The sequence below is a fragment of the Mesorhizobium sp. RIZ17 genome (genome assembly GCF_051127865.1).
GTDB classification, from domain to species: Bacteria; Pseudomonadota; Alphaproteobacteria; order Rhizobiales; family Rhizobiaceae; genus Mesorhizobium; species Mesorhizobium humile.
On the sequence record NZ_CP147861.1, the window covers coordinates 6,556,374 to 6,581,699 of the forward strand.

The 25,326-nt window shown below is 64.4% G+C and carries 26 protein-coding genes and 1 other RNA gene; 11 read left to right on the forward strand and 16 right to left on the reverse strand.

Annotation, left to right across the window (positions count from 1 at the left end; translation table 11 throughout):
* Nucleotides 1-66: 66 nt before the first annotated feature.
* Nucleotides 67-1,011, reverse strand: coding sequence for a tRNA (adenosine(37)-N6)-dimethylallyltransferase MiaA (gene miaA, locus WDX12_RS31985; protein ID WP_434725741.1), 945 nt, complete (start codon nucleotides 1,009-1,011; stop codon nucleotides 67-69).
* On the opposite strand from miaA, the gene serB reads away from it, so the two are divergent.
* Entirely contained in the window at nucleotides 1,001-1,888 is an 888-nt protein-coding gene (serB, locus tag WDX12_RS31990) for a phosphoserine phosphatase SerB (protein ID WP_434723305.1), read from the forward strand. The two genes, miaA and serB, sit on opposite strands and share 11 nt — an antisense overlap.
* Nucleotides 1,885-2,478, forward strand: a complete 594-nt coding sequence (locus tag WDX12_RS31995; RefSeq protein WP_320295181.1) for a GNAT family N-acetyltransferase — start codon at nucleotides 1,885-1,887, stop codon at nucleotides 2,476-2,478. The genes serB and WDX12_RS31995 overlap by 4 nt, the downstream gene beginning before the upstream one ends.
* 124 nt (nucleotides 2,479-2,602) lie before the next feature.
* On the opposite strand, the gene WDX12_RS32000 is transcribed toward WDX12_RS31995, so the two are convergent.
* The 6 genes from WDX12_RS32000 to WDX12_RS32025 all read right to left on the reverse strand — a co-directional run bounded on the left by WDX12_RS32000 (nucleotide 2,603) and on the right by WDX12_RS32025 (nucleotide 8,300).
* On the reverse strand, nucleotides 2,603-4,120 hold the full coding sequence (locus WDX12_RS32000) for a DegQ family serine endoprotease (RefSeq protein WP_320295180.1): 1,518 nt from the start codon (nucleotides 4,118-4,120) through the stop codon (nucleotides 2,603-2,605).
* Nucleotides 4,121-4,265: 145 nt separating this feature from the next.
* Nucleotides 4,266-4,451 (reverse strand): DUF2065 domain-containing protein, encoded by a 186-nt coding sequence (locus tag WDX12_RS32005; RefSeq protein WP_320295179.1) that lies wholly within the window; start codon nucleotides 4,449-4,451, stop codon nucleotides 4,266-4,268.
* A 6-nt stretch (nucleotides 4,452-4,457) separates the two neighbouring features.
* On the reverse strand, nucleotides 4,458-5,399 hold the full coding sequence (gene hflC / locus WDX12_RS32010) for a protease modulator HflC (RefSeq protein WP_434723306.1): 942 nt from the start codon (nucleotides 5,397-5,399) through the stop codon (nucleotides 4,458-4,460).
* Nucleotides 5,399-6,511, reverse strand: coding sequence for an FtsH protease activity modulator HflK (gene hflK / locus WDX12_RS32015; protein WP_320295177.1), 1,113 nt, complete (start codon nucleotides 6,509-6,511; stop codon nucleotides 5,399-5,401). Before hflK ends, hflC begins: the two co-directional genes overlap by 1 nt.
* Before the next feature lie 248 nt (nucleotides 6,512-6,759).
* A complete protein-coding gene (locus WDX12_RS32020) occupies nucleotides 6,760-7,278 on the reverse strand; it encodes a dihydrofolate reductase (protein ID WP_434723307.1) in 519 nt (172 codons plus the stop codon).
* A complete protein-coding gene (locus WDX12_RS32025) occupies nucleotides 7,278-8,300 on the reverse strand; it encodes a DUF4424 domain-containing protein (protein ID WP_320295175.1) in 1,023 nt (340 codons plus the stop codon). The genes WDX12_RS32020 and WDX12_RS32025 overlap by 1 nt, the downstream gene beginning before the upstream one ends.
* A 142-nt stretch (nucleotides 8,301-8,442) precedes the next feature.
* Here WDX12_RS32025 and cobF point away from each other — a divergent pair, with 142 nt between their 5' ends.
* A complete protein-coding gene (gene cobF / locus WDX12_RS32030; RefSeq protein ID WP_434723308.1) occupies nucleotides 8,443-9,204 on the forward strand; it encodes a precorrin-6A synthase (deacetylating) in 762 nt (253 codons plus the stop codon).
* 109 nt (nucleotides 9,205-9,313) lie between these two features.
* Here cobF and WDX12_RS32035 read toward each other — a convergent pair whose 3' ends face one another.
* The 4 genes from WDX12_RS32035 to modA form a co-directional block, all read right to left on the reverse strand.
* On the reverse strand, nucleotides 9,314-9,655 hold the full coding sequence (locus WDX12_RS32035; RefSeq protein WP_320295173.1) for a winged helix-turn-helix domain-containing protein: 342 nt from the start codon (nucleotides 9,653-9,655) through the stop codon (nucleotides 9,314-9,316).
* A gap of 84 nt (nucleotides 9,656-9,739) precedes the next feature.
* Nucleotides 9,740-10,852 carry a molybdenum ABC transporter ATP-binding protein gene (modC, locus tag WDX12_RS32040; RefSeq protein WP_434723309.1) on the reverse strand — a complete coding sequence of 371 codons (1,113 nt, stop codon included), beginning with the start codon at nucleotides 10,850-10,852 and terminating at the stop codon, nucleotides 9,740-9,742.
* Entirely contained in the window at nucleotides 10,849-11,553 is a 705-nt protein-coding gene (gene modB, locus WDX12_RS32045; RefSeq protein WP_434723310.1) for a molybdate ABC transporter permease subunit, read from the reverse strand. The genes modC and modB overlap by 4 nt, the downstream gene beginning before the upstream one ends.
* Before the next feature lie 21 nt (nucleotides 11,554-11,574).
* The gene (gene modA, locus WDX12_RS32050) at nucleotides 11,575-12,369 is read right to left on the reverse strand and encodes a molybdate ABC transporter substrate-binding protein (RefSeq protein ID WP_434723311.1); all 795 of its coding nucleotides are present in this window, start codon (nucleotides 12,367-12,369) and stop codon (nucleotides 11,575-11,577) included.
* Nucleotides 12,370-12,536: 167 nt separating this feature from the next.
* Here modA and WDX12_RS32055 point away from each other — a divergent pair, with 167 nt between their 5' ends.
* Nucleotides 12,537-12,746, forward strand: coding sequence for a TOBE domain-containing protein (locus tag WDX12_RS32055; RefSeq protein WP_040995706.1), 210 nt, complete (start codon nucleotides 12,537-12,539; stop codon nucleotides 12,744-12,746).
* Between the two features lie 5 nt (nucleotides 12,747-12,751).
* Here WDX12_RS32055 and WDX12_RS32060 read toward each other — a convergent pair whose 3' ends face one another.
* On the reverse strand, nucleotides 12,752-13,546 hold the full coding sequence (locus WDX12_RS32060; RefSeq protein ID WP_320295169.1) for a thymidylate synthase: 795 nt from the start codon (nucleotides 13,544-13,546) through the stop codon (nucleotides 12,752-12,754).
* A gap of 142 nt (nucleotides 13,547-13,688) precedes the next feature.
* Nucleotides 13,689-14,000: a DUF2853 family protein gene (locus WDX12_RS32065; RefSeq protein ID WP_140644165.1), complete on the reverse strand. Its 312-nt coding sequence runs from the start codon at nucleotides 13,998-14,000 to the stop codon at nucleotides 13,689-13,691.
* A 169-nt stretch (nucleotides 14,001-14,169) separates the two neighbouring features.
* Between WDX12_RS32065 and ssrA the strand changes: the two genes are divergently transcribed.
* Nucleotides 14,170-14,530, forward strand: a transfer-messenger RNA (tmRNA) gene (gene ssrA, locus WDX12_RS32070).
* Between the two features lie 99 nt (nucleotides 14,531-14,629).
* Complete coding sequence (locus WDX12_RS32075) at nucleotides 14,630-15,190, forward strand: AAA family ATPase (RefSeq protein WP_434723312.1); 561 nt, start codon at nucleotides 14,630-14,632, stop codon at nucleotides 15,188-15,190.
* A gap of 45 nt (nucleotides 15,191-15,235) precedes the next feature.
* Here the strand turns inward: WDX12_RS32075 and WDX12_RS32080 are convergent, their stop codons facing one another.
* Nucleotides 15,236-16,441, reverse strand: a complete 1,206-nt coding sequence (locus WDX12_RS32080; RefSeq protein WP_434723313.1) for a multidrug effflux MFS transporter — start codon at nucleotides 16,439-16,441, stop codon at nucleotides 15,236-15,238.
* A 187-nt stretch (nucleotides 16,442-16,628) separates the two neighbouring features.
* Here WDX12_RS32080 and WDX12_RS32085 point away from each other — a divergent pair, with 187 nt between their 5' ends.
* From WDX12_RS32085 to WDX12_RS32100, 4 genes are all read left to right on the forward strand, one after another.
* Nucleotides 16,629-17,312: a TetR/AcrR family transcriptional regulator gene (locus WDX12_RS32085; protein ID WP_434723314.1), complete on the forward strand. Its 684-nt coding sequence runs from the start codon at nucleotides 16,629-16,631 to the stop codon at nucleotides 17,310-17,312.
* 116 nt (nucleotides 17,313-17,428) lie between these two features.
* A complete protein-coding gene (locus tag WDX12_RS32090; protein ID WP_320295165.1) occupies nucleotides 17,429-17,959 on the forward strand; it encodes an SspB family protein in 531 nt (176 codons plus the stop codon).
* Between the two features lie 9 nt (nucleotides 17,960-17,968).
* Nucleotides 17,969-18,166: a DUF4169 family protein gene (locus WDX12_RS32095; protein WP_320295164.1), complete on the forward strand. Its 198-nt coding sequence runs from the start codon at nucleotides 17,969-17,971 to the stop codon at nucleotides 18,164-18,166.
* A gap of 9 nt (nucleotides 18,167-18,175) precedes the next feature.
* On the forward strand, nucleotides 18,176-18,403 hold the full coding sequence (locus tag WDX12_RS32100) for a ribbon-helix-helix domain-containing protein (protein ID WP_434723315.1): 228 nt from the start codon (nucleotides 18,176-18,178) through the stop codon (nucleotides 18,401-18,403).
* Here WDX12_RS32100 and WDX12_RS32105 read toward each other — a convergent pair.
* Nucleotides 18,400-20,202, reverse strand: coding sequence for a chloride channel protein (locus WDX12_RS32105; protein ID WP_434723316.1), 1,803 nt, complete (start codon nucleotides 20,200-20,202; stop codon nucleotides 18,400-18,402). The two genes, WDX12_RS32100 and WDX12_RS32105, sit on opposite strands and share 4 nt — an antisense overlap.
* 170 nt (nucleotides 20,203-20,372) lie before the next feature.
* On the opposite strand from WDX12_RS32105, the gene WDX12_RS32110 reads away from it, so the two are divergent.
* Complete coding sequence (locus tag WDX12_RS32110) at nucleotides 20,373-20,801, forward strand: MarR family winged helix-turn-helix transcriptional regulator (protein WP_320295161.1); 429 nt, start codon at nucleotides 20,373-20,375, stop codon at nucleotides 20,799-20,801.
* 425 nt (nucleotides 20,802-21,226) lie between these two features.
* Here WDX12_RS32110 and WDX12_RS32115 read toward each other — a convergent pair whose 3' ends face one another.
* Nucleotides 21,227-25,150: an AsmA family protein gene (locus WDX12_RS32115; protein ID WP_434723317.1), complete on the reverse strand. Its 3,924-nt coding sequence runs from the start codon at nucleotides 25,148-25,150 to the stop codon at nucleotides 21,227-21,229.
* Between the last annotated feature and the right edge of the window lie 176 nt (nucleotides 25,151-25,326).

A 25,326-nucleotide genomic window follows, 5' to 3' on the forward strand; every position in this document is an offset into this window, starting at 1 on the left:
AACCCGGACAACCTTGGCGAGAATTAGAGCTGGGGATTTTAAGGTGCTGATTGAAAAAGCTTTTCGTCAGTCCGGGAGCGCCGGTTCGTCGCCCGGCCGCAGCCTGCGCCACTCCGCGCCCAGTTGGTGTCTGAACCATGTCGACTGACGCTTGGCATACTGCCGGGTCGCGATCTTGGCGCGTTCGATGGCTTCAGGAAACCCCGACTGGCCGGCCATTGCCGCCTGGAGCTCGCGCACGCCGATCGCTTTCATCGCCGGCAGGTCCGGGTCGAGGCCGAGCGCGATGAGCTGGCGCACTTCGTCGAGTGCGCCCTTGTCGAGCATCTGGTCGAAACGCGCCTCGATGCGCCGCACCAACTGCTCCCGGTACGGCTCGATCACCAGGAAGCGAGCGCTGTCGCGATCGATCAGCGGGCGGCCGCGCGCCGCCTGCCATTCCAGGATCGAGCGCCCCGAAGTGTCGAGCACTTCGAGCGCCCGCACGATACGCTGGCCGTCGGTCGGCCTGAGCTGCATGGCGACAGTCGAATCCTCGCGCATGAGCAGGCGATGCAGCCTTTCGGCCCCTTGTTCCTTGAGCTCGTAGCGCCAGCGCTCGCGCACGGAGGCAGGGATATCCGGCATATCCGAGATGCCTTCGGCCAGCGCGCGGAAATAGAGCCCGGTGCCGCCGACGAAAACGACCGGTCGGCCCGACAGCAGGCCGTCTTCCATCAGCTTCGTCACGTCGCGTAGCCAGGCGCCGGTGGAATAGGCCGTAGAGGGATGCACATGGCCGTAGAGGAAATGCGGCACGCGCGCCGTTTCGGCAGCGCTCGGTCGTGCCGTCAGGACATCGAGCACCGAATAGCCCTGCATGGAATCGGTGTTGACGATGACGCCGCCATCGCGTTCGGCGAGATCGAGCGCCAGCGCCGACTTGCCGCTGGCTGTCGGCCCGGCTATCAGGATCGCGTTCTTGACGCGGCCTTCGCCCGCCTGCCTGCCGGAATTCTCAATGCCGCTGATCGCCACGCTAGTGTCCCGTCCAGAAGCCCGCGCCGTGCCGGCCTCGCTTGCGAATATGGCCTTGCGGGCCGCCGGCGCAAGCGCCGTTCATTGGCTGGCTGAGGACATTGCCTGTGATCTCGTTTTGCCGTGGACGCCCGATATCGGCGAGATGACCGCCAATCTGCGCGCCGCACTGGCTTCCGAGCCGGTCGACGTCATCGTCCAGCCCGCCAAAGGCAGGCGCAAGAAGATCCTGCTTGCCGATATGGATTCGACGATGATCGACCAGGAATGCATCGACGAGCTCGCCGACGAAATCGGCGTCAAGGACCATGTGGCGGCGATAACCGCGCGCTCGATGAATGGCGAGATCGCTTTCGAGCCCGCCTTGCGCGAGCGCGTGGCCTTGCTGAAAGGCCTCGACACCGCCGTGGTCGATCGCATCATCGCCAACCGGCTGACGCTCGCCGCCGGCGGCCGTGCCCTGGTGCAAACGATGCGCGCCAATGGCGCCTGGACGGCGCTGGTCTCTGGCGGCTTCGACGTCTTCACCAGCCGCATCGCCGCGATGCTGGGTTTCCAGGAGAACCAGGCCAACCGCCTGATCGAGGACGGCGGCGCATTCACCGGCATGGTGGCCGAGCCGATCCTCGGCCGCGCCGCCAAGGCCGAAGCGCTGCTCGACATCGCGGCGAGGCTTGGACTGACGACCGAGGACGCCATCGCGGTCGGCGACGGCGCCAACGATCTCGATATGATCCGTCTCGCCGGCACCGGCGTCGCGCTTCACGCCAAGCCGGCGGTGGCGGAGCAGGCCCGCATCCGCATCGATCATGGCGACCTGACCGCGCTGCTCTATCTGCAGGGCTATCGCCGGGAGGAGTTCGTCGAATGAAGCCGATCCGCACCGAGCGCCTGATCCTGCGCAATTGGGAGGAGCGCGACCGCGAATTGTTCCATCGCATCAACTCGGATGAACGTGTGATGGAATTCTTCCCGTTCCGCCGCGACCGCGCAACTGCGGACGCCAAGATGGACGAGGTCCGCGCCTGGATCGATGAGGATGGCTACGGCTTCGCGGCGGCCGAGATTGCTGCGACCGGCGAATGCATCGGCTTCGTCGGATTATCCGGAACGGAAGACATCGACGTGCTGGCCCCCGGCACCATCGAGATCGGGTGGCGGCTGGCGCCGGAATTCTGGGGCAAGGGCTATGTCACCGAGGCATCTGAAGCCTGGCTCGCATTCGGCTTCGAAACGCTTGCCGTCGACGAAATCGTGTCGTTCGCGGTCGCCGACAATCATCGTTCGATCGCCGTCATGAAGCGGCTCGGCATGCGAGCCGATCCGGGTGCCGATTTCGACCACCCCGCCGTCCCCGACAGCCACCCGCATCTCAAGCGCCATGTCATGTATCGGCTGTCGCGGGAGGATTGGCAGGCACGAAAAGGGTGGCTCGCTAGAGCAATTCCAGGAAAAGTGTAAGCGGTTTTCCGTCCGGAATTGCGTAAAAACAAAGAGATAGGGCGTTTCACCGGTTCCGTGAAACGGTGAAACGCCCTAGCCGCCCTATTCACTGAACCATCGATCGGCGATGGACGATCCGGACTCAATCCATCCGGATCGTCACGAAGCGCAGTTCGCCGGTCTTCGAGGCCAGCATCAAAAGCGCGTTCTTGCGGCCCTGCTCCTTCAGCGCGCCGATCCGGTCCATCACGTCCTTCGGCGTGCCGACCGATTCCTGCGCGATCTCGGTGATCACCTCGCCGGGCTGGATGCCACGCTCGGCCGCGGCCGAATCCTTGGCGACATCGGTGACGACCACGCCGGACACATCCGCCGCGATGCCGAACTTCTGCCGCGTCTGGTCGTTGAGCTCGCCGATCGTCATGCCGAGCACCGAAGCCGTCGATACCGGAGGCGTTGCCTTGTCGCCCTTGTCCTGGTCAGTGTTGCCGTTCTCGCCGCTGGCGAGCTTCTCACCGTCCTCGAGCCGGCCGAGCGTCACCTTGACGGTCTGCTCGACGCCCTTGCGCACGATGACGACGTCGACCGCCTTGCCGACCGGGCTTTCGGCGACGACGCGCGGCAGGTCGCGCATTTCGTGGATGTCCTTGCCGTCGAATTTGATGATGACGTCGCCGGCCTGCACCGTACCGTTGTCGACCGGCCCGCCCTTGATGACGCCGGCCACCAGCGCGCCCTTGGCGGTCGCCATGCCGAGGCTTTCGGCGATGTCGTCGGTCACCGGCTGGATGCGCACGCCAAGCCAGCCGCGCCGCGTCTCGCCATACTGGCGAAGCTGGTCGACGACGCCGGCGGCAAGCTGCGAGGGGATGGAGAAACCGATGCCGATCGAGCCACCCGACGGCGAGATGATCGCCGTGTTGATGCCGATGACTTCGCCTTGGGCGTTGAACAGCGGGCCGCCTGAATTGCCGCGGTTGATGGCGGCGTCGGTCTGAATGAAGTCGTCATAGGGGCCGGAATTGATGTCGCGGTTGCGCGCCGAGACGATGCCGACCGTGACCGTGCCGCCGAGGCCAAACGGATTGCCGATCGCCATCACCCAGTCGCCGACGCGCATCTTGGTGGAATCGCCGAATTTCACCGCCGTCAGCTTGTGGCCTTTCGGATCGACCTTCAGCACCGCGACGTCGGTCTTGGTGTCGGTGCCTACCAGCTTCGCCTTCAACGTGATGCCGTCGGAGAAATTGACCTCGATATCGTCGGCGTCAGCGATGACGTGGTTGTTGGTCACCACGATGCCCTGCTCCGCGTCGATGACGAAGCCGGAGCCGAGCGACTGCACTTTCTGGGCGGCACCGCCCTTGTCGCCGCCACGGTTCTTGAAAAAATCGTCGAAGAAGTCCTGGAACGGCGAGCCCTCGGGCAGTTGCGGCATCGGCACCGCGCCCGGCCCTTCCGTGCCTTTGACCGTCTGCGAGGTCGAGATGTTGACCACCGCGCCGAGCAGACGCTCGGCCAGATCGGCGACCGAAGGCGGTCCGTCGGAGGCGATCGTCGGCGTGACGAAGGACGGAACGGCAACAATGCCAACCACGAATGCCGTGGCGCCGGCGAAGAAGGTGCGGCGCGCCGCGCGCAACAGGGTGTCGGATATCATCGTGGCCTCCCGGCGTTTTCAGAAAAGGAAAGGCGCTTACGCAAAGACGCCTGTCCCGTTCATGTTGGCAAGAAATACGGCACGTTTGCGGCTACAGCGATCGACCAAGGATAAATCGTCAATCGCTTCGGCACCAAGGAATTCTTCAGCCGCGGACCAGCCAGACGATGGCAACGCCGACGGCGATCGCCACCAGCCCGCCGATCCGCAGCACATTTTCCGGCACCGACAAAACCTCAGTGGCGAGCTTCCGGGCCAAAGCCGGAAACCCTCCATAGACCAGCCCTTCGATCACGAGGACCAGGCCGATTGCCGCCACAAAATCCTGCACCGCCCGCTACTGGGCGGTGCTGGGTTGCGCGGCCGGAGCGGCTGGCGCCGCCGGCTGCCCGGGCTGAGGCTTGCTGTCCGGATCGCGGAAGTAGCGGAAGAACTCGGACTCGGGCGAGAGCACCATCGTCGTTCCGGTGCTGTCCAGCGCCGTGCCGTAGGCGTTCATCGAGCGATAGAAATCGAAGAAGGCCGGATCGCGCTTATAGGCGTCGGCGAAGGTCGCGCTGCGCTGCGCCTCGCCCTCGCCGCGCAGGATTTCCGATTCCTTTTGCGCCTCGGCGACGATCTCGACGACCTCGCGGTCGGCTCGTGCTCGGATGCGCTGCGCCGCCTCGTTGCCGCGGGCTCTCAGACGCTCGGCTTCCGCCAGGCGCTCGGCCTTCATGCGGTCATAGGTCTGCTGCGAGACCTCCGCCGTCAGATCCGTCCGGCGGATGCGCACGTCCTCGATGTCCAGGCCGAGCGAGGTCGCATCGGGGCGAAGCTGGTCGCGCACCTCGCGCATCATGACGCCGCGTTCCTCGGAGAGCGCGGCCTCGAAGTCTCGCAGGCCATAGACACGGCGCAGCGCCGCATCGAGACGCGTCCTCAGCCGGGCTTCGGCCAGTTCGACCTGACCGGATACTGCCGCGCGGAAGGTGCGCGGATCCGAAATGCGGTAGGCGATGAAGGCATCCACCTCGTAGAACTTGCCGCCCGAGACCTGGACGCGGATGTTGTCGAGGTCGAAGCGCATCACCCGCTTCTCGACCATTTGCACGCTGTCGGCATCGAAGAAGGCGAACGGCGCCTTGAAGTAGATGCCGGGCTCGTTCTTGACGTCGATGATCTCGCCGAACCTGAGCACGATCGCCTGCTGGCCGGCACTGACCACGAACACCGAGGAGTAGAGCAAGAACAGAAGGACTGCCGCGATGACGGCGATGATGGGAAGACGGTTGGCCATCACTGGTTACCTCCCGTCGTGCCGCCGCCCAGGGCCGGCGCCGGCTGCGCTTTCGGCTGCAATGCCGGCAGCGGCAGGTAAGGCAGCACGCCCTGACCGTTGCCTTGCTCGACGACGACCTTGTTCGAGTTCTTCAGGATCTTCTCCATGGTTTCGAGATAGAGACGCTTGCGCGTGACGTCGGGCGCCTTGGCGTATTCGCTGTAGACGGAGATGAAGCGCTGCGCCTCGCCTTCCGCCTCCTGCACGACGCGGTTCTTGTAGGCCGCCGCATCCTCGCGGACCTGCGCCGCCTGGCCGCGTGCCTGGCCGAGCTTCTGGTTGGAATACTGGTTGGCCTGCTCGACGAACTTGTCCTCGTCCTGCTCGGCGCGCTGCACCTCGTCGAAAGCGTCGGCCACCTCACGCGGTGGTGCTGCATCCTCGATCGAGACCGCGTTGACCTGCAGACCGGTCTTGTAGCCGTCGAGCGTGCCCTGGATGATCTCGCGCACCCCGGTTGCGATCCCCTGGCGGTCGTCGCGGAAGATGTCCTGCGCCGGACGCCGACCGACGACTTCGCGCATGGCGCTTTCGGCGACCTGGGCCAGCATGCCGTCGGGATCGGAAACGTTGAACAGATAGGCCTTGGGATCGGACACCTGGTAGGCGACCGAGAACTGTACGTTGACGATATTCTGATCGCCGGAGAGCATCAGCCCGGAGCCGCTGCTCGAGCCACCGCCGACGCTGACGAGCTGCTCGGATATCTTGGCCGTTTCGACCGTCTCGATCGGCCACCAGTGGAAATGCAGGCCAGGCTGCGAAAGCTCTGCTTTCGGCTGGCCGAAGCGCAATTCGACCGCAACCTCGTCGGGCTGCACGGTGTAGATCGCCTTGAAGGCCCATAGCACGACGAGGGCCAGCGCGATCAGCCCGAGCACGGCCGGGCTGGTGCCGCCGCCGCCCGGAAGCGCGCGCCGCAGCCTGTCCTGGCCGCGGCGGATGATATCCTCAAGATCGGGAGGCGAGCCTTGCGGGCCGCTCGGCCCTTTCGGTCCCTGCCCCCAGGGCCCCTGATTGCCGCCGCCGCCCCATGGGCCGCCGCCGCCGCTCTTGTCGTTCCAGGGCATGAATGTCCTTTCGCTCCGGTTCCCTCAGGCCTTGCGGCGCAATCCTAGCGCATGACCCAGAAAACCCATATCGGTTTTCGAAAAGGGAATCATGCGCCAAAATCAAAGTATTACGGCGGCCTCTTGTGCGTCCGGTTGGACGCGAGCCGCTGCAACACTGTTCTTCTATAGGGACGCCTTGACCCGCTTTCAACGCGATGCGCCATCGTCACCGTGCGATTTGGATCGGTAGCGACCCTTTGTCGTCGTCAACGATCGTCGCGTCGGCGCTCGTAAACCGTATAACGCGTGGCGTGGCTGTCCTTCTCGCCGGCGGGAAAACCCTCGGCGCTGACGACTTGCCAGGTGTTCGGGTCGATCGGCGGGAAATGCGCGTCGCCATCGACGCTGGCCAGCACATGCGTCACATGCAGCCGGTCTGCGAGCGGCAAGGCCTGGGTATAGATCTCGCCGCCACCGACCACGCAGATCTCCCGTGCTCCCGCCATGCAGCGGCCGCGAACCTTGGCCAGCGCGATCGCGTCATCCAGCGAGTGGGCCACTTCTATGCCCTCGGCACGCCAGGTCTTGTCGCGCGTCACCACGATGTTGAGACGACCGGGCAGCGGCCGGCCGATGCCTTCATAGGTCTTGCGGCCCATGACGATCGGCTTGCCCATCGTGTCGGCCTTGAAGCGCTTGAGATCGGTGGAAAGCCGCCACGGCAGGCCGCCTTCACGGCCGATCACGCCGTTTTCGGCAATGGCGACATAGATGGCGACGTCCATCAGTTGGCGTCTCCACCATTGTTGTCCGAAGGCTCCAGCAGAAGGATGTCGATGTCGTGCTCGGGATAAAAATCCTTGGCCGTCACCTCGAACGTGGTGGCGCCGACTTTTTTGACATTGTCGCCGCAGAAGGAAACCAGGCTGTTGGGGTTGCCCTTGTCGATGGTCAGCTTGAAATTGCCGATCGTCCCGGCCGCCCAGTTGCCGCCGGTGGTCAGGATATAGGCGATGCGGCTCTCGTAATATTTCGGATAGCCGTCCGGATTTGCCTTGGCCGCCTTGCGCACCGCATTGTCGAACGTCTCGTCCATGCAATAGCGGGTCTTGTAGGTATCGTATTGCGGGCTCTGGAACTGGCCGTCGGAGAAGAAGCTGACCGAAGAGGTGCCGCCGACGCTCGGCTTGTAGCGGTGCGAAACGTGGACCTCCTTCTTGGCCGGGAAGGTCGAGCGCCACCAATAGGTCGAGCGCAATTGCCAGAACGGCGAATATCCGGGGTTCAGGCCGGATCCGTTATCCGCTTCCGGGTCCTCGATGATGATGCCGCGGTTTTCCCAGTCCTGAGCGACCTCTTTCGGCAGTTTCGCCAAAGCCGCCTTGGCGGCATCGCCGAACGGGTTGAATGGCACATTCTGCGCTTTCAGGTCGGCGCTGATGTCGATACCCAGCGCGAAAACCTTCTGTTCGAGCTGCGGTTTGGCCGCGACGCCATCGATCGTCACCTCGAAACCGAGGAAATTGTCGCTCTGGTTTTCCGGGATAGCCGGCATCTCTTCGGGATCGCCCGAAATGTCGGGCATCGGGAAGGCGACAATCGCGTCGACATCCTTGTCGGTGTTGTTGCGGAAGACATAGTCAACCGTCACCTTCTCCGGCGAGATGAAGAGATCCTCGCTTTGCATGGCGACAGCATCGCTGCGCGACAGGATCAGCCCGCCGGTGCCAAGCTCGGCCACGGAATCATTGGCGAAGGCCGGAGCGGCGATGACTGCCAGCGCTGCGGTCAGTGCGGTGCGTAACATGGACCCCTCCTCTGTGCCGCGATACCGGAACCAGCCGGATGCGCGCTCCCATCTAGCCGTTTAAAGACGGCGTTTCAAAGCCCTTCATCACCGGATACGGGTACTTCTGGACACCGCGCCGCCGATCGGGCAGGAGAGCGCCATGCGCAAGCTTCTCGTCATCGGCATCGGCGCCGGCAACCCCGACCACATGACGGTTCAGGCCATCGATGGCCTGAACCGCGCCGACGTGCTGTTCATTCCCGACAAGGGAGCGAAGAAGAACGATCTTGCCGATTTGCGCCGCCAGATCTGCGACCGCTTCGTCACCAATCCGAAATCGCGCCGCGTCGAGTTCGATGTGCCGGTTCGGGCCGAGCCGACATCGTCTTACCGGATAACCGTCGACGACTGGCACGAGGCGATCGCCGAAATCTACGAGACCTTGATCCGCGACGAGCTTGCCGAAGACGGCTGCGGTGCGTTCCTGATCTGGGGCGATCCGTCGCTCTATGACAGCGCGCTGCGTATCCTCGAGCGTGTGCGCCTGAGGGGCAATGTCGGTTTCGAGCTCGAAGTCATCCCCGGCATCACCGCGATCCAGGCGCTGGCCGCCGCCCACGCGACCGCGCTCAACCGCATCGGCGATTCGATCCTGGTCACCACCGGCCGGCGGCTGACCGAGGAAGGGCTGCCCACCAATGCCGGCTCGACGGTGGTCATGCTCGACGGCAAATGCGCCTTCAACACGCTGGCGGACCAGGACGTCCTCATCCAGTGGGGCGCCTATCTCGGCACACCCGACGAGATCGTCATCTCCGGACGCCTGGGCGACGTCGGCGCCGAGATAGAGAAAGTCCGCGAGGAAGCCCGGCTAAAGAAGGGCTGGATCATGGACACTTATTTGCTGAGGAAGGCGGAGTGAGTAGTGAGTAGTGAGTAGTGAGTAGTGAGTAGTGAGAGCACCGCAAGCTTGTGACGCCCACTATTCACTATTCACTATTCACTATTCACTATTCACTATTCACTATTCACTACCCAGCATCGATCTCCGACTGCAGCGCCTGCATATGCACCGCCGCCGCCGAAGCCGCCGCGCGCTCTATAGCGCGAAACCGGCTGACGACCGCCAAACCCACCGATGTCAGTTGCGCGCCGCCGCCTTTGCGGCCGCCGGTCTGCGCCGCGACCAGCGGCTTGCCGAACACGCGGTTCATGTCTTCGACCAGGTCCCAGGCATGCTTATAGGACATCTCCATGCCGCGCGCCGCGGCCGAGATCGAGCCGAAGGCGGCAATCTGCTCCAGGAGTTCGATCTTGCCCGGGCCGATCCGGCCGTCGGGGTCGAGATTTATCCGCAGGCTGAGCGACGGCATGTCCTGTCCTCCGCAATCATGTCGAGGTTAGCCCTTTTGCGGCCAAAGCGCTATTCCAAAGCAACATAGCGACATACGCATCCGTCATCCATCGGCCTCCGCCGGCAGTCCGACGCCTGTCGTCGCGCTGTCGAAGCTCACCGTCTTGATCACCGCGAAGACCTTGTGGCCAAGCGCAAGGCGCAGGGTTTGCTTTGACTGTTCGGTGATGCGCGCCAGCACGGTCGCGCCATTGCAATCGATGGCGATTTCCACCGTAGGCCCGATACCCGGCCTGACGGCGGAAATCGTTCCCGACAAAATGTTGAGCGCGCTGAGGCCTGTCGGCTGCCCGGTCGCAACCATGACGTCGCGGGCCCGGACGCGCAGCCGCACCGAAGCTCCGACCGGATGCGCAAGGCGCGGCACGCGGATTTCGCCGGCCTGCGAGCCAAGCACCGTCATGCCGAAGGCCTCATCGTGGCGCATGACCTTTGTGTCGAGCACGGCACCACCCTCGCCGCGCTCCTCCGCCGGCAACAGGTCGAGCCGCTGCATGATTGCCACCGTCGGGCCCGAGGCCGCGACCTTGCCTTGCGAAAGCACCACGACGTCGCTTGCCAGCCGCGCCACCTCGGCGACGGAATGGCTGACATAGCCGATCGGGATATTCGTCTCGTCGCGCAACCGCTCGATATAGGGCAGGATCTCGGCCTTGCGCGCCTCGTCGAGCGAGGCGAGCGGCTCGTCCATCAGAAGCAGCTTCGGACTGGCAAGCAGCGCGCGGCCGATCGCGACGCGCTGTTTTTCGCCGCCCGACAGTTTCGCCGGCCGCCGGTCGAGCAGGTGACCGATGCCGAGCAGGTCGACCACCGCATCCATCTTGGCGTAGCGTTCGGAGGCCGGCGTGAACCAGCGGCCGTAGCGCAGATTGCCGGCAACGCTCATATGCGGGAACAGCCGCGCATCCTGGAACACCATGCCGATGCGCCGCTTGTGCATGGGCACGAAGATCCGCGCGGCGGTGTCGACCAGCACGTTGCCGTCGACAGAGATGCGGCCCTTGTCCGGACGGATCAGGCCCGCGATCAGGTTGATCAGCGTCGACTTGCCCGAGCCGGACGGCCCGAACAGCGTAGTCAGCCGGCCGGCGCTCTCGAAACGCGCTTCCACGGCGAAATCGCCAAGGCGATGGCTGATGTCGACCGAGAGCGTCATTCGATGTCCATCCGCCGGCCAACCCGCCGCGCCAGCACTTCCGAGGCAACCAGCGCAACCATCGAGATGACGATCGAGATCAGCGTCAGCCTCAGCGCGCCTTCATCGCCGCCGGGCACCTGCGTGAAGGTGTAGATCGCCGAGGGCAGCGTCTGCGTCTCGTTGGGGATGTTGGAGACGAAGGTGATGGTGGCGCCGAATTCGCCCATCGCCTTGGCGAAGGAAAGGATCGCGCCCGCGATCAGGCCGGGCAGGATCAGCGGCAGCGTGATGGTGGCGAACACCCAGAGCGGATTGGCGCCCAACGTGCCGGCCGCCGCCTCGATTCTGCGGTCGACAGCCTCGATCGAGAGCCGGATGGCTCGCACCATCAGCGGAAAGCCCATGACCCCGCAGGCCAGCGCCGCGCCCGTCCAGCGGAACGAAAAGACGATGCCGAAATGCTCGGCAAGGAAGGCGCCGGCCGGCCCGCGCCGGCCGAAGGTGAGCAACAGCAGATAGCCGGTCACCACCGGTGGCAGGATCAGCGGCAGGTGCACCAGCCCGTTGAGCAGGGTCTTGCCCCAGAAGCGCCCCCGCGCCAGCAGAAGCGCGATCAGGATGCCTGGCGGCAGGCTGGCGATCATCGCCACCGTCGCCACCTTGATGGACAGCCGGACCGCATTCCATTCGTCGGGAGTGAGGTCCAGCAGCCAGTTCATGTCAGCGTTGCGCGGTCTTTCTCAGTTGCTCGGCGCGAGCACCGTGAAGCCCTGCTCCTTGAAGAGCTCGGCGGCCTTGGCCGACTCGACGCATTTCAGGAAGGCAGCCGTGTCCTTGTCCTTCGAATCCGCGGTCTGGGCAATCGGATAGATGATCGGCGGATGCGAATCTTCCGGGAAGGTGCCGACGACCTTGACGCCCTTTTCGGCATGCGCGTCGGTGGCGTAGACGATGCCCAGCGCCGCCTCGCCCGTCGAGACCAGCTTCAGTGCCGCACGCACATTCTCGGCCTGCGCGACCTTGCCCTCGACCGACGACCAGACGCCCAGCGATTCCAGCGCCGCCTTGCCGTATTTGCCGGCGGGCACGGCCTTGAAATCGCCCATGGCAAGCTTGCCGTCGCCGATCAGCTTGGCGAGGTCGAAGCCCTTCTCGATCTTGGTCTCAACCGTGGAATCCTTGGGCGCCACCAGCACGATCTGATTGCCGAGCAGCTTCACTTCGGTATCCGGCTTGGTCAGCTTCTTGTCGGAGAGATACTTCATCCAGTCGAGGTCGGCCGAGACGAAGATATCGGCCGGCGCGCCGCCTTCGATCTGCTTGGCGAGCGCCGAGCTCGCCGCGTAGGAAATGGTGGCGGCCTCGCCGACTTCCGGCTCGCAGGCCTTGTTGACCGCGTCGAGCGCGTCCTTGAGGCTTGCCGCGGCAAACACGACCACCTTGGCGTCGGCATGGGCCGCCGGCACCGCGGCCATCAGCATTGCCGTAAAACCTCCAACAGCGATCGCCTTCAAACCAAAACCCTTGCGCGTCATGAAATCTCTCCCCGGTTTCAAAATCCGTATGGCCCAAAGCCTCGGACCGATATATCCGTATGAACATAACAAGGGAAGGGTTTTCGCCTGCGATAGCATTGTGCGCCGTCGTGGTCTCAGCCTACGGTGAATGCGAAACGGAACGGCGAAGTTCAAAGGAGAGACGCATGAAGATCAGCGCCCGCAACATCCTCAAGGGCAAGGTGACCGAGATCGTCAAGGGAGCCACCACTTCGCATGTCAGGATCGACATCGGCGGCGGCGTCATCGTCACCTCCTCGATCACCAATGAAGCGGTCGCCGACCTCGCGCTCGAAAAAGGCAAGCAGGCCTATGCGGTGATCAAGGCCTCGGACGTCATGGTCGGCATCGACTGAGAGAGCTAGACGGCGATCGGCGCCTTGATGCTCGCATCCGCGAAGTAGTTTTCGAGGCGGAAATCCTCGAAGCGGAAGGCGAAGAGGTCCTTCACCTCCGGATTGATCCACATCGTCGGCAAGGCCTTGGGCGTGCGCCGCATCTGCTCGCGCGCCTGCTCGAAATGGTTCGAATAAAGATGCGCATCGCCAAGCGTGTGGACGAAGTCGCCAGGCTTCAGCCCGGTCACCTGCGCCACCATCATGGTGAGCAAGGCATAGGACGCGATGTTGAACGGCACGCCGAGGAAGATGTCGGCCGAGCGCTGGTAAAGCTGGCACGAGAGCCGGCCTTCCGAAACATAGAACTGGAACAGGCAGTGGCAGGGCGGCAGCGCCATCGCCTCGACTTCGGCCGGATTCCAGGCCGAGACGATCAGCCGGCGCGAGTTAGGATTCCTGCGTATCTCCTTCAAAAGATTCGCGATCTGGTCGATCCCGCCGCCATGTCCATCCGGCCATGAGCGCCACTGCTTGCCATAGACCGGACCGAGATCGCCATTCTCGTCGGCCCACTCGTCCCAGATGGAGACGCCGTTGTCGTTGAGATATCTGATGTTGGTGTCGCCGGCCAGGAACCACAAAAGCTCGTGGATGATCGACTTCAGATGCAGCTTCTTGGTGGTCGTGACCGGAAAGCCGCGCGAAAGATCGAAGCGCATCTGGTAGCCGAACACCGAGCGCGTGCCTGTTCCGGTACGGTCGCCGCGGTCGGCGCCGTTCTCCAGCACATGCTTCAACAGGTCGAGATATTGGCGCATCGGCTCTGCCTCGATTCGGGTAACAGGCAATCATACCCGACCGGCAGCCGGTCGAACACCGCAAAGCGGGCGGCAAATGTGGACCGCGCCGGAAATCCACGGTGCCGGCACGGTTTCGTGCCGACTGCCGGGTGGCCGTGCCTTACAGGGAGCCGAGTTTGCCGAGGTCCTTCGCGACCAGGTAATAGAAGGTCACGCGGCTCTTGGTGTTGTCGGCATGCATCGCCTTGCAGGTCTTCTCGATCGAGGCGTTGGCCTTGGCGGCATCCGCGATGCCGAGCTTCTTGCCGATCCAGTTCTCCCGCACGCGGTCGAGTTCCTTCGGGTCCGTGCAGGACACCAGCGAGGAATCGCGGTTCCTGAGCGCAATGCCCAGATGCTTGACGATCTTATCGACAGCGTCGGCGCTGGCGCCGGCATCGTATTTCTTCACATCCGCAAGATAGTCGGCCATCGAACTTCCCCTCGTCGGCGCCACGGATCCGGTCGATGAGGGTTGTGGCGCGCCGCGCAACCTGTGCGCTAGGTCAGAGACTCCTCACCGGGGAGCGAGATTTGATTGAGTGGGCGCGCAAGTCAACCCTTGGCTGTGCAGTTTGGCATAACCGGATAAGCACCGGTTTGGCCTTTCTTTTTCCGCTATCGGTCCCTATATTCGTTTCGTCGGCTTGACCGACTATGGCGATAAACAGGCGATGAAATAAGCCGTTCGGACCCGGGGGCGGTACCCGGCGCCTCCACCAAAAACCGCTCTGGCTGACGGAGCGGCTTTTGCTGGGGGCGAAATAGGATCGACGAAGGTGTAAAGATCGTACTTTTGCCCGGCATTGTACCACCGTCATCGGGCTAAACTTATAGTTGCCAACGACAACTATGCGGAAGCTCGTCTCGCTGCTTAATGCGGCGCGAACGCTTCAAATCAAGTCCTAGCGGTTCGCACTTCTAGGCGGGGTTCGGAGGTACCTGGCAACAGAAACCTCCACTTTCCTCCCCCTTTTCTTCTCATTCGATCGAACGGCCAAGGCTCGTCCGGCGCTCGATGCGCGGCGCGCAGCCTTGCCGCTCATTCTCCAGGGACAAGCGATGCAAGACGATTGCGACCGATTTTTCGTGCTGACCGGCGGCCCCGGCTCGGGCAAGACCACCTTGGTCGAGGCACTGCGGGCCCAAGGCTTCGCCACGGCCCCTGAGGCTGGGCGCGGCATCATCCGCGACCAGATGGCCATCGGCGGCCCTGCCCTTCCCTGGCAAGACCGCACGCTCTTCGCCGAGCTGATGCTGTCGTGGGAGCTGCGTTCCTGGCACGCCGCACGTGCCGAACCGCCTGGCCCGATCTTCTTCGACCGCGGCGCGCCCGACACGATCGGCTATCTTAGGCTCTGCGGCCAGCCGGTGCCGGACCACATCACAAGCGCGGCTGAAAAATTCCGCTACGCGCGCCGCGTCTTCGTCGCGCCGCCCTGGCCGGAGATTTTCATCCAGGACGAAGAGCGCAAGCAGACGCTCGACGAGGCCGAGCGCACATTCAGCTCGGTGACGGGCGTCTATGCGGAGCTCGGTTACGAGCTGGTGCCGTTGCCTCTCGTGCCGGTCGGGGAACGGGTCCGTTTCGTCCTCGATCAAGCGGGCCTGCGAGGCACATGAAAAAGGCCGAGCAAACCCGGCCTTTCCTGTTTCGTCTGCGATTACCTATTCCGCCGGCGCTTCGGCCGCCTCGCGTGCGCGGCCGAGCGTCAGCTTGGCCAGCGTGAACGAGATCACTGCGCAGAGCGAGATGCCGGCCACCATCGGCAGCGGCGTGCCGTCGAAGAAGATGCCGGCGACGCCCATCGCCAGCGCGCCGATGGCGAAGTGCAGCGTGCCCATCAGCGCCGAGGCCGTTCCCGCGATCTGGCCATGCTCTTCCATCGCCAGCACCGAGGTGGTCGGGATGACGAGGCCAAGGAAGCCGTACCCGACGAACAGCAGCGCCGCCATCACGTCGAGCCGGTCGACACCGGAGGCCATGATGGCGAACAGCGCCACCATCACCGTGGCATAGCCGGTGACCGCCACCCAGACGACGCGCTTCAACCCGAAGCGGTCGGCCAGCATCCCGGTCAGCTGCGACATGCCGATGAAGGCGACCGCGTTGATCGAGAAGAACACGCTGTAGACCGACGGCGACAGGCCGTAATGGTCGATCAGGATGAAGGACGAGCTCGACAGATAGACGAAGAAGCTCGCAATACCGAAGCCCGCGATCGCCACAAGGCCGAGGAAGTTGCGATCGCCCATCAGGTAGCGATAGCCGGCAAGTGCCGTGCCGAAGGACGAGCCGGCGCGCTCCTCGACCGGCCGCGTCTCCTTGAGCGAGGTGGCGAGCAGGATGGTGGCCAGGGCGGCCGCGCCCGTCACCGTCCAGAACACGGCGCGCCAGCCAAAACTCTCGATGATCTGGCTGCCGGTCAGCGGCGCCAGGATCGGCGACACCGAGAACACCAGCATCAAGAGCGACATCAGCTTGGCGGCCTCGTTGCCGGTGTGCAGGTCGCGCACGATGGCGCGCGGCACCGCCATGCCGGCGCTGGCGCCAAGCCCTTGCAGGAAGCGGAAAGCGATCAGCCACTCGATGGTCGGCGCCATCGCAGAGCCGACGCCGCCGACCATGAACAGCGCGAGACCGGCATAAAGCGGCGTCTTGCGGCCGACCATGTCGGAGATCGGGCCGACGACGATCTGCCCGAAACCCATCGACAGGAAGAAGATCAGCAGGCTCATCTGCACGGCGGCTGTGCCGGCATGCAGGTCCTGGCCGATCGACGGCAGCGCGGGGAGATACATATCGATCGCAAACGGGCCGATCGCGGACAACAAGCCGAGCACGACCGCGACGCGGAGGAATTTGGGACTCATGATAAAGGCTCTTTCAGATCTGGTTGCCGCCGAGAATACCGGCGTCTGAACCAAGGACGTTCCATCCCACGGGAAATCCGACATTCACGAGCGAACTTGTTCGTCTCGGCAGCTCGGACTCCCTTTGTTGTGTCCACAAATTTAGACAGGCTTGTCCAATTCGTCAATCACCGCTATATAGATTTTCATGAAGCACGGCGTTTCTCCTGACACTTTCCCGCCACGCAGCCACGAGGCCAAGCGCGTGTCGGTGGTGGATGCCGCCGCTTCCGTCTTTTGCCGGGAAGGCTATGCCGGCGCCAATATCGACCTGATCGCGGCCGAGGCCGGCGTATCGCGCCAGACCGTCTACAACCATCACGGCGACAAGGAAAAGCTCTTCGTTGCCGTCGTGCGCGACCTGACGGAGCGCTGCAACGCCGGCATCTTGGCCACATTCGCCACATTCCCCGACCAGCCTACGAACCTCGAAGCCGACCTAGTCGCCTTCGCCGTGCGCATGAACCGCAATTGCATCTGCAACCGCGACGGCCGTTTCCTGCGCAAGCTGATCCAGGCCGAAGGCGAGCGTTATCCGGAACTATTTGCGGAATGGCGCGAACAAGGTCCGGGCCGCACCTGGTCGGCGCTTGCCGCGCGCTTTGCCCGGCTTGCCTTCGCCGGTCATCTGTCGATCGGCGACCCAGACGTCGCGGCGCGTCAGTTCCTCGCTCTCGTCAACGCCGAGCTTCAGATCACTTTCATGCTGGGCGGCGTGCCGACCGAGGAAGAGGTGCTGCGTTCCGCCACCAACGGCGTGCGGACCTTTCTTGGCGCCTTCGCCAGGAAGAAGTCGCCAGCCGGCAAACAGGCGGCGCTCGTTCACGCCTGAGCGATCAAATCGCCGACACCCCTCTTGGCCTCACGGCTTTGCGCCTATATGCGGTTTACGCCGCGCTCAAGCTTGATTACAGCTATGCGGACGATTCAACGGAACCCGACCATCAGATGGCCGACGACCACATCCGCTACGACATTCTGGCCCAGGAGGCTCTGCGCGGCGTCATGCGCAAGGTCCTGGCCGAGGTCGCGCGCACCGGCCTTCCGGGCAATCATCATTTCTTCATCACCTTCCTGACCGGCGCGCCGGGCGTGCGCATCTCGTCCAGGCTGCGCGAGCGCTATCCGGAGCAGATGACCATCGTCATCCAGTTCCAGTACTGGGACCTCAAGGTGACGGATGCCGGCTTCGAGGTCGGGCTTTCCTTCTCCGACGTGCCGGAAAAGCTCGAAATCCCCTTCTCCGCCGTGCGCGGCTTCTACGATCCGTCGGTCAATTTCGAGCTCGAATTCGACGTCAAGACGGAGAATGCGGAAGAAGAGGCGGCCGCTCCGGCGCCCGAGCCGATCGCCGTCGTCCCCGAGAAGAAGGCGGAAACGAAGAAGAAGGCCGCCGAGGCCGAAAAGAAGCCGGCGGTCGCCGAAACCGGCGGCAAGGGCGCGGACGTCGTTTCGCTCGACGCCTTCCGCAAGAAGTAGCGCTGCGCCATGGGCGAGGTCGTCAATCTCCGCCAGGCCCGCAAGCATAAAGCGCGCATCGAGAAAGAACGCCAGGCGAGCGAGAACCGGGCACTGCACGGCCGCCCGAAGACGGAGCGCGAGCGTGACCGGCTCGCATCGGAAAAGGCCGAGAAATTCGTGGCCGGCCATCGCCGGGAAAAACCCGACGACCCTGGCGAGCGCTGAGTCCCTGCAATGGCCGCGGTCGAAAAACGTTCGGTAACGATCCGCGGTCACCGCACCAGCTTTTCCCTGGAACAACCCTTCTATGACGACCTCATCGCCATCGCTGCGCAGCGTTCGCTGTCGCTCGCGGCTCTGGTCGCGGAGATAGACGATACGCGCACCCGCGACGCGAACCTCTCATCCGCGCTGAGGCTCTATGTGCTGGCCTGGGCGAAGGGCGGCGGCGCCGCGCCCTAAGCCGGATCGCCGACGCTTTGCCCAGCCTTGCGCTTCGCGCCGAAGCTGAGCAATGCAGTGCGGTCGCGCTCCTCCGCCTGCTTTTTCGATCTCACCCGCATCATGTCTTTCCAGCCGATATAGCCGATGAGCCGTTCACCCTCGCGTGAGACCACAGGCAGATGCGACACATTGGCGGTGAGCAGCTTGTCGGAAAGCGCCTCCAGATATTCGTCCGGATAAGCGAGCGTGATCTTGCTGCCAGCGAGGAGTTCGCCGAGCGTCGCCTTGCGGTGCTTCCCGGCGCGCCGCCAGCGCAGGATCGCGGGCGGATCGATGACGCCGAGCACATGCCCCTCCCCATTGATAACCGGGAAGCTCGGGTGCCGCGTGTCCGGCGCGGTCAGGAAGGCTGCCGCGCCATGCAGCGTCATCGTCGATGGCACGCTCTCGACCTTGGTCGTCATCACCTCCTTGACCCTGGTCAGGGCGAAAGGATCGACACGATATTCGCGAACGAGGTGATGCCCGCGCCGCGCCACTTTCTCGGTCAAGATCGAGCGCTTCATCAACAGCACGGTGACCGCATGCGCGGTAGCGCAGGCGGCAATCAGCGGTACCAGAACATGCGTGTTGCCGGTAAGCTCGGTGGCAAAGAAGGTCGCGGTCAGCGGCGCGCGCATGGTGCCGCCCATGGTCGCGGCCATCGCCAACAGCGGCCAGAAGCCGGGGCTCGCCTCGGGCAGGATGCCCGAGAGCACCGCTCCCATCGCGCCGCCCATGATAAGCAGCGGCGCCAGCACGCCTCCCGAGGTCCCGGACCCCAGCGCAACCGACCAGATGACGGCCTTCACCACCAGAAGCAGCAGCGCGGCGGTCGCGACGGTGCGGCCGTCGAGCATGTTGGCGATGTTGTCGTAGCCGACGCCAAGCGCGTGCGGCTCGACAAGTCCGCCGATGCCGACCACCAGGCCGCCGATCATCGGCCACCACATCCAGTGTATCGGCAGCTTCAGGAAGGCGTCCTCGCAGGCATAGACCAATTGCGTCAGCAAGCCCGAAAGCAGCCCGGCGGCAATGCCGACCAGCACCCAGCCGCCCAATCCTGCGAGCGATGTCTCCATGGTGCCTGAGAACGGAAAGATCGGACCTGGCAAGTGCAGCAAGGTGCGCTCGACTTCCGCGACGATCGCGGCGACGGCGACAGGGATGAAGCTGCGCGGCGTCCATTCGAACAACAGTAGCTCGACCGCGAGCATGATGGCGGCAATCGGCGTCCCGAACACCGTCGTCATGCCGGCCGCAGCGCCCGCCACCAGCAGCGTCTTGCGCTCATTGTCGCTGACCGGCAGCATCTGCGCGATCAGCGAGCCGATGGCGCCGCCGGTCATGATGATCGGGCCTTCGGCGCCGAACGGTCCGCCCGAGCCGATCGAGATCGCCGACGACAGCGGCTTCAGCACCGCGACCTTGGCGTCGAGCCGCGAGCGCCCGAGAAGGATCGCCTCGATGGCTTCGGGAATGCCGTGGCCGCGGATCTTCTCGCTGCCGAAGCGCGCCATAAGGCCGATGATCAGCGCGCCGATCACCGGCACGATCACGGCGGCATAGCCCAGCGGCGAGTCCTCTAGCTTGAGTTCGGCCAGCGAGAACTGGCCGAAATAGGCGATGTTGGTGGCGAGCCGGATGAGCTTCAGGAGCACGATGCCGGCGAAGAGCCCGGCGGTCGCCACCACCACGGCGATTGCCGCGATGATCAGCACGCGCGGATCGGTCGTGAAGTCGCGAAGATGGCCGTTGCCGGCGTGAGCGGATTTCATTTCGGGAGCCTGAACTTTCTGGCGGCGCGAAGGCCGTCCGGTTTCAGGTGGGTTAATATCGTAATACGATATAAATCTTCAAGCCGTTTTCGATCCTTGCGCCGCGTCATTTTGGACAGGGATCGCGGCCGCCTGTTGAGCTTTTGCAGGAAAGGACCATAAGTCGGGGAATGACGCCGCCGAAACCACGCCCCGCCATCAGCCAGGCCGACTACCAGCGGCTGTCGCAGTTTCGCTACCTGATCCGCCGCTTTCTCGAATTCAGCCAGGTCCAAGCCAATGACGCAGGCCTCACGCCGCGCCAGCACCAGGCGCTGCTGGCGATCAAGGGATTTCCCGGCGGCGGACCGGTGGCGGTGGGCGATCTTGCCGAGCGGCTGCGCATCCGCCACCACAGCGCGGTGGAACTGGTGAACCGCCTTGCCGAGGCGGGCCTGGTCATTCGCGATCAGGACAAGGGCGATCACCGCCGCGTCTTGCTGCAGCTCACCCCTCTGGCGGACGACCACCTTGCCGACTTGTCGGCCGCGCATCTCGACGAGCTTTCGCGCATCGAGCCGATGCTGCGGCGCCTGCTCTCGCGCCGGGAAGAATCCTGAGCGCTAAGATATTCGACCAGTTCCCCGATAAGGGATGAAAGGTTGCCGTTTGTCTTGGTGCAAGATTTTCCGTTCATGTTCGTGAAATCAGCACAAGCGCCGGGGATTGGTTGAAGCCGCCCCAACCTCGTCATTCTATGGCGGAGCAAGGAGCGAAGCGACGCGGCGCAGACCATAGAATCCATGCCGTGACTTGGAAGCGCCGCCACGGTGCGGAATTCTGCTCCGTAGCACGCCTTGGCGAAGGTAACGGCATGGATTCTAGGGTCTTCGCGACGGAGCTTCGCTCCTGCTCCGCCCTGGAATGACGATCGCGATGGAGGTTTCGGCTAATCTCCAACGCATGCCACCTGCCAACGCAAACAGAGCCGACCGGTCAAATCCGTGTGCCGGGCAACTGGTCCGCCGCCCGCGCAGCGTGAAGCTCAGCCGCCGTCCAGCGACTTCAACAGATTGTCTATCGTGAACGGGTTGGCCTTCGGCTTCGCCGGCGTCGAACCGTCATTGACGCCGGGCAGCGACCCCTCGGCCTTTGGCGTTTGCTCGGCCGCCTTACGCGCCGCTTCCAGCTTCGCCTGCTCCGCCCTCTTGCGATCGGCCTCGGCCTGCGCCTTGGCCGCCTCGTCCGCGGCCCGCTGCTCGGCCTCGGCTTTCGCCTGTGCATCGGCCTTCGCCTTGGCGTCCGCTTCGGCCTGCGCCTTGGCGTCGGCTTCCGCCTTGGCCCTCGCCTCTTCGTCGGCCTTGGCTTTTGCCTCGGCTTCCGCCTGCGCCTGGGCTTCCGCTTCGGCTTTGGCCTTGGCTTCCGCCTCGGCCTTCTGCCGCGCCTCTTCCTCTTGCCGGCGCAACTCCTCGGCCGCGTTGTCGCGCTCCGTCTGCAGCGCCGCGTAATAGCGCACTTCGCGCCGCAGCCGCTGCTTCTCCAGGAGCGCCGCCTGCATCGCCTCGACCCGCTGCTGTTCCTTCTCCAGCGCGCGCTGCGTCAGGAACTGCGCCAGCGGGCCGCTGTCGAACTGCGGCGCGGCCGCCCCGAGCGGGCCGGTCAGGCTGAAATTGACGGTTGGTTCGGAACCGACCAGCGCCTCGTCGCCGGGACGATAGGTCAGCGCCCCCTTTGCCGTGACGGTGCTCGTGTTGAGATCGGCCGTCACGTCCGCGGACAAGGTCGCGCCGGGATTGTCGAGGCTGATCGGCGGCGCCCGCAACGTGCCGTTCGCCACGGTGAAGGCCACATCAGCATCGCCGGCGGCAAAGCTGCCCTCCCCGGCGATCTGCGGCGCGAACTCCGCCGTCTTGGCCGTGTCGATATCGCGTCCGATCGCATCGGCCTTGGCGATCATCGCGGCAAAGCCATCCGGATTGATGCCGTCCACTTTCAATCCCTTCAGCGCCGCCGTGCCCGATCCGGAGAGAGCCGCAATCATGGCGTCGACGGATTTGCCGCTGGTCGACAGCGCCGCCGAAAGATCGCCGCTGCCGCCGATACCGGCGCCGGGCAGAACGGCGGAAAGGTCGCCGCCGGCCAGTCTCATCTGGCCGGAGAACAGGCCGGTGCCTTCCGTGTTCTTCAAGTCGAACAGGCCGGTCAGATCGCCGCCATAAAGCTTCGCCTTGAGGTCGGAGACGTGGATGCCTTCGCGGTCGAGCTTCAACGAGAATGAAGCGTCATGCGCCGTGGCGAACGGCCCGGCGGCAAGCGCCGACGTGTTGAGATCGAGGTCTGCGTTGAACGGAAGCGTCGACTTCTGGCTAAACGGCCTCGTCGGCCATCCGCTCTTGGCGGGCGCGAAGGACTGGTCGCCGAACAGCGAGACCGCCAGCGGATCGAGGTCGAGTTCGTCGAGCGCCAGCGCCCCTGCAAGATGCGGCAGTCCATCCTTGGCATCGATGTTGATGTCGCCGGACACCGCCGCCTTGTTGATCGAGCCTGTGAGTCCGCTCAGCACCAGGAGCCCGTTGCCAAAATCGGCATCGGCCGCCAGCGACGTCGACGTGCCCGCTCCCATGCCGGGCAGGCCGACCCCGGTCGTCATCAGCCACGGCTCGATATCGGCGGCCTCGAGATTGACCTTGCCTTTGGCGGTGGCGCCTTGCGCCGTCTCGGCGACGGTTCCGTCGAAGCTTGCCCTGAAATCGTCGGACGTCAGGTTGAAGCTGGCCGCGAGACCGCCGACGACCGAGCCCTTCGCCGAGACTTCGGTGTTGGCGTGGCCGAGCATGCCGAGCGGCAGCGCCGGCAGGCCGTAAAGCGCAAGCAGCGTGGTGGCATTGTCGTTGCGGGCGTTGAAGGTGATCGATACCGGCGCCTCGGAGAGCTTGTCCGCGGTTCCCTTGCCGGAAAGCGAAGCCGAGAAGGCCGAGCCGCCGGCATTGCCCTGGGCGGAGAGCGCCAGGCCCGTGGTGCCGTCGCCATTGTCGGCGGCGCTGGTCAAAAGATCAATGCGCGCGTCCTGAAACAGTTCGGGATAGGCCGCCGCGCGGGTGGCCAGGCCTTTGAGCACGCCATTGTTGGGATAGTGCTGCGCCGCGACATCGATCAGCGGCTTGAGGTCCACCGCCACCACGGAAGCGTTGAGCTTGCCTGTCGGGCTCTGAGGGAAGTCCTTGACACGGCCCGTGGCGCTGATCGAGGCGCCGGCCAGGCCGCCGATCGAAAGCCGGTCGATCTCGAGCAGGCCCTCACGCAGCCGCAGCGCCGTGTCGACAGTGTCGGCGCTCAAGCCGCCGGCGCTGACTGGCCCCGCCTTGATCTGGAAATCGAGATCGCGATCCGAAAAGCGGTTGGCGCCCTTGTCGCTGATGAAGATAGAGGCGAAGGCCGCGAGCCCGTCCAGGTCCATCTCGCCGCCCGTCAGCCGCATCAGCACCGATGGCCTGGCGCCGTCCGGCTGGCTGGAATCGATGCTGCCGGAAAATTTCGCCTTGCCGAGGATAAGTTCGAGATCGCTGAAGGACTGCCGGTTCTCGCTGAGATCGACCTTGGCCTTGAAGCCTGCCGCGGGCAGCCGGCGGATCGCCTCGTCGACATCCTTCGACAGCCAGGCGGCAAAGCCGGAAGGCTGTCCGACGGCGAGCAGCAACGAGCCGGTGAAGCCGAAATGGTCCTCGACGCTCAACATGCCGTCGGCCTCGAGCGTTGTGCGGCCAGGCAGCGTCGCGGCAAGCGACTTGACCGACCAGCCCCCTTCGACGGGCTCGGCCGACAGCCGCACGTCGCGCACCGTGGTATCGCCCGCCACCACCGCCGGGAGCCTGACCTCGACCGTGCCCGGTATCGTCGGCTTCGGCATATGCTGCAGCGTCTGCTCGAATGCGGCGATGCGCTGGTCGAGCGTGAAGCCGGCGCCGGCGGCACCACCCACGGCCTCGTCGAACTGGACCTGCGCGCCGCTGGCCTCAACCGAGAAATGCGGCTTCAGGCCGAGATCGACCGATGCCTTGCCGTCGGCGGTATAGGGATTGTCGAGCGGCCCGGTCTCGAAGCGGAATTCATCGACATTGAGCTTCTGGTGGTCGAGCGCGAACTTGCCGTTCAGCCGGAAGCCCGGGTCGGGCTTGCCGGTGCTGATCTTGACCGGCTCGCCGTCATTGCCGCGCAGCTCGGCCGAGTTTTTGTCCGCACCTGAGATCTTGAACTGGCCGGAATAGACCGCGGCGCCCTTGACGATGCCGGCATTGCCGTCGGCTTCGATGACCAGCGGATAGGCATCCGGATCGGCTTTCAGCCTGAGCCGCATCTGGCCGTCCTGCTCCACCTTGCCGGTCGAAGCCGAGACGTCGGCGCGCAAGCCGTCGAAGCGCAGCGTTCCGTCCATGCGCCATGGGCCGGTGAGCGCCTTGGCCGAAATCGTCGAGTTGATCTCCGATATCAGATGGCTGCGTCCGCCGGCGGCGTGACGAAGCTCGATCTGTCCCTCGGTTACCGACAGCTTCTCGATGGCGATCTGGCCCGGGTCGAGGGGCGTCGAGGGCCGCAGCGTCCAGTCGACGGTGCCGTCACCGGCGACATTGATGATGGCCTTCGGGTGCACCAGCCGCATGTCGAAGATCAGCACCTCGCCACGCAGGAAGGGCGCCAGCTCCGCATCCATGGAAAAGGTCTCGACCGTCATCGCCGGCTGGCCTTCCGGCCCGCCCGCGACCTCGACATTGGAGAAGGTCACCGACGGAAACGGCAACAGCCGCGCCGTCGCATCGCCCTTCACCGTCACCTTGCGGCCGAGGATGGCGCTCGCCTCGCGCTCGAAATCGCCCCGGTAACCCGTCCAGTCGATGAAATACGGCACCACCAGCGCCGCGCACAGCACCAGCACGAACAGGCCACCGAAGATCACGAACAGGCGGGCGAGCATCTGTTTCCCGGATTGAAAGTCAGCCGCACTCTACCCGCATCCGCGTGTCGATAAAGAGGCAATTCAGCGGCGCAGCAACGGCCGACCTCTCCAGTTGCGCGATGGCTCGCGGTCGGGATATCTCTTTTGCCAATTCCTGCCCTTCCGGCCATGCCCCTGGTCGCCACAGATCTGAA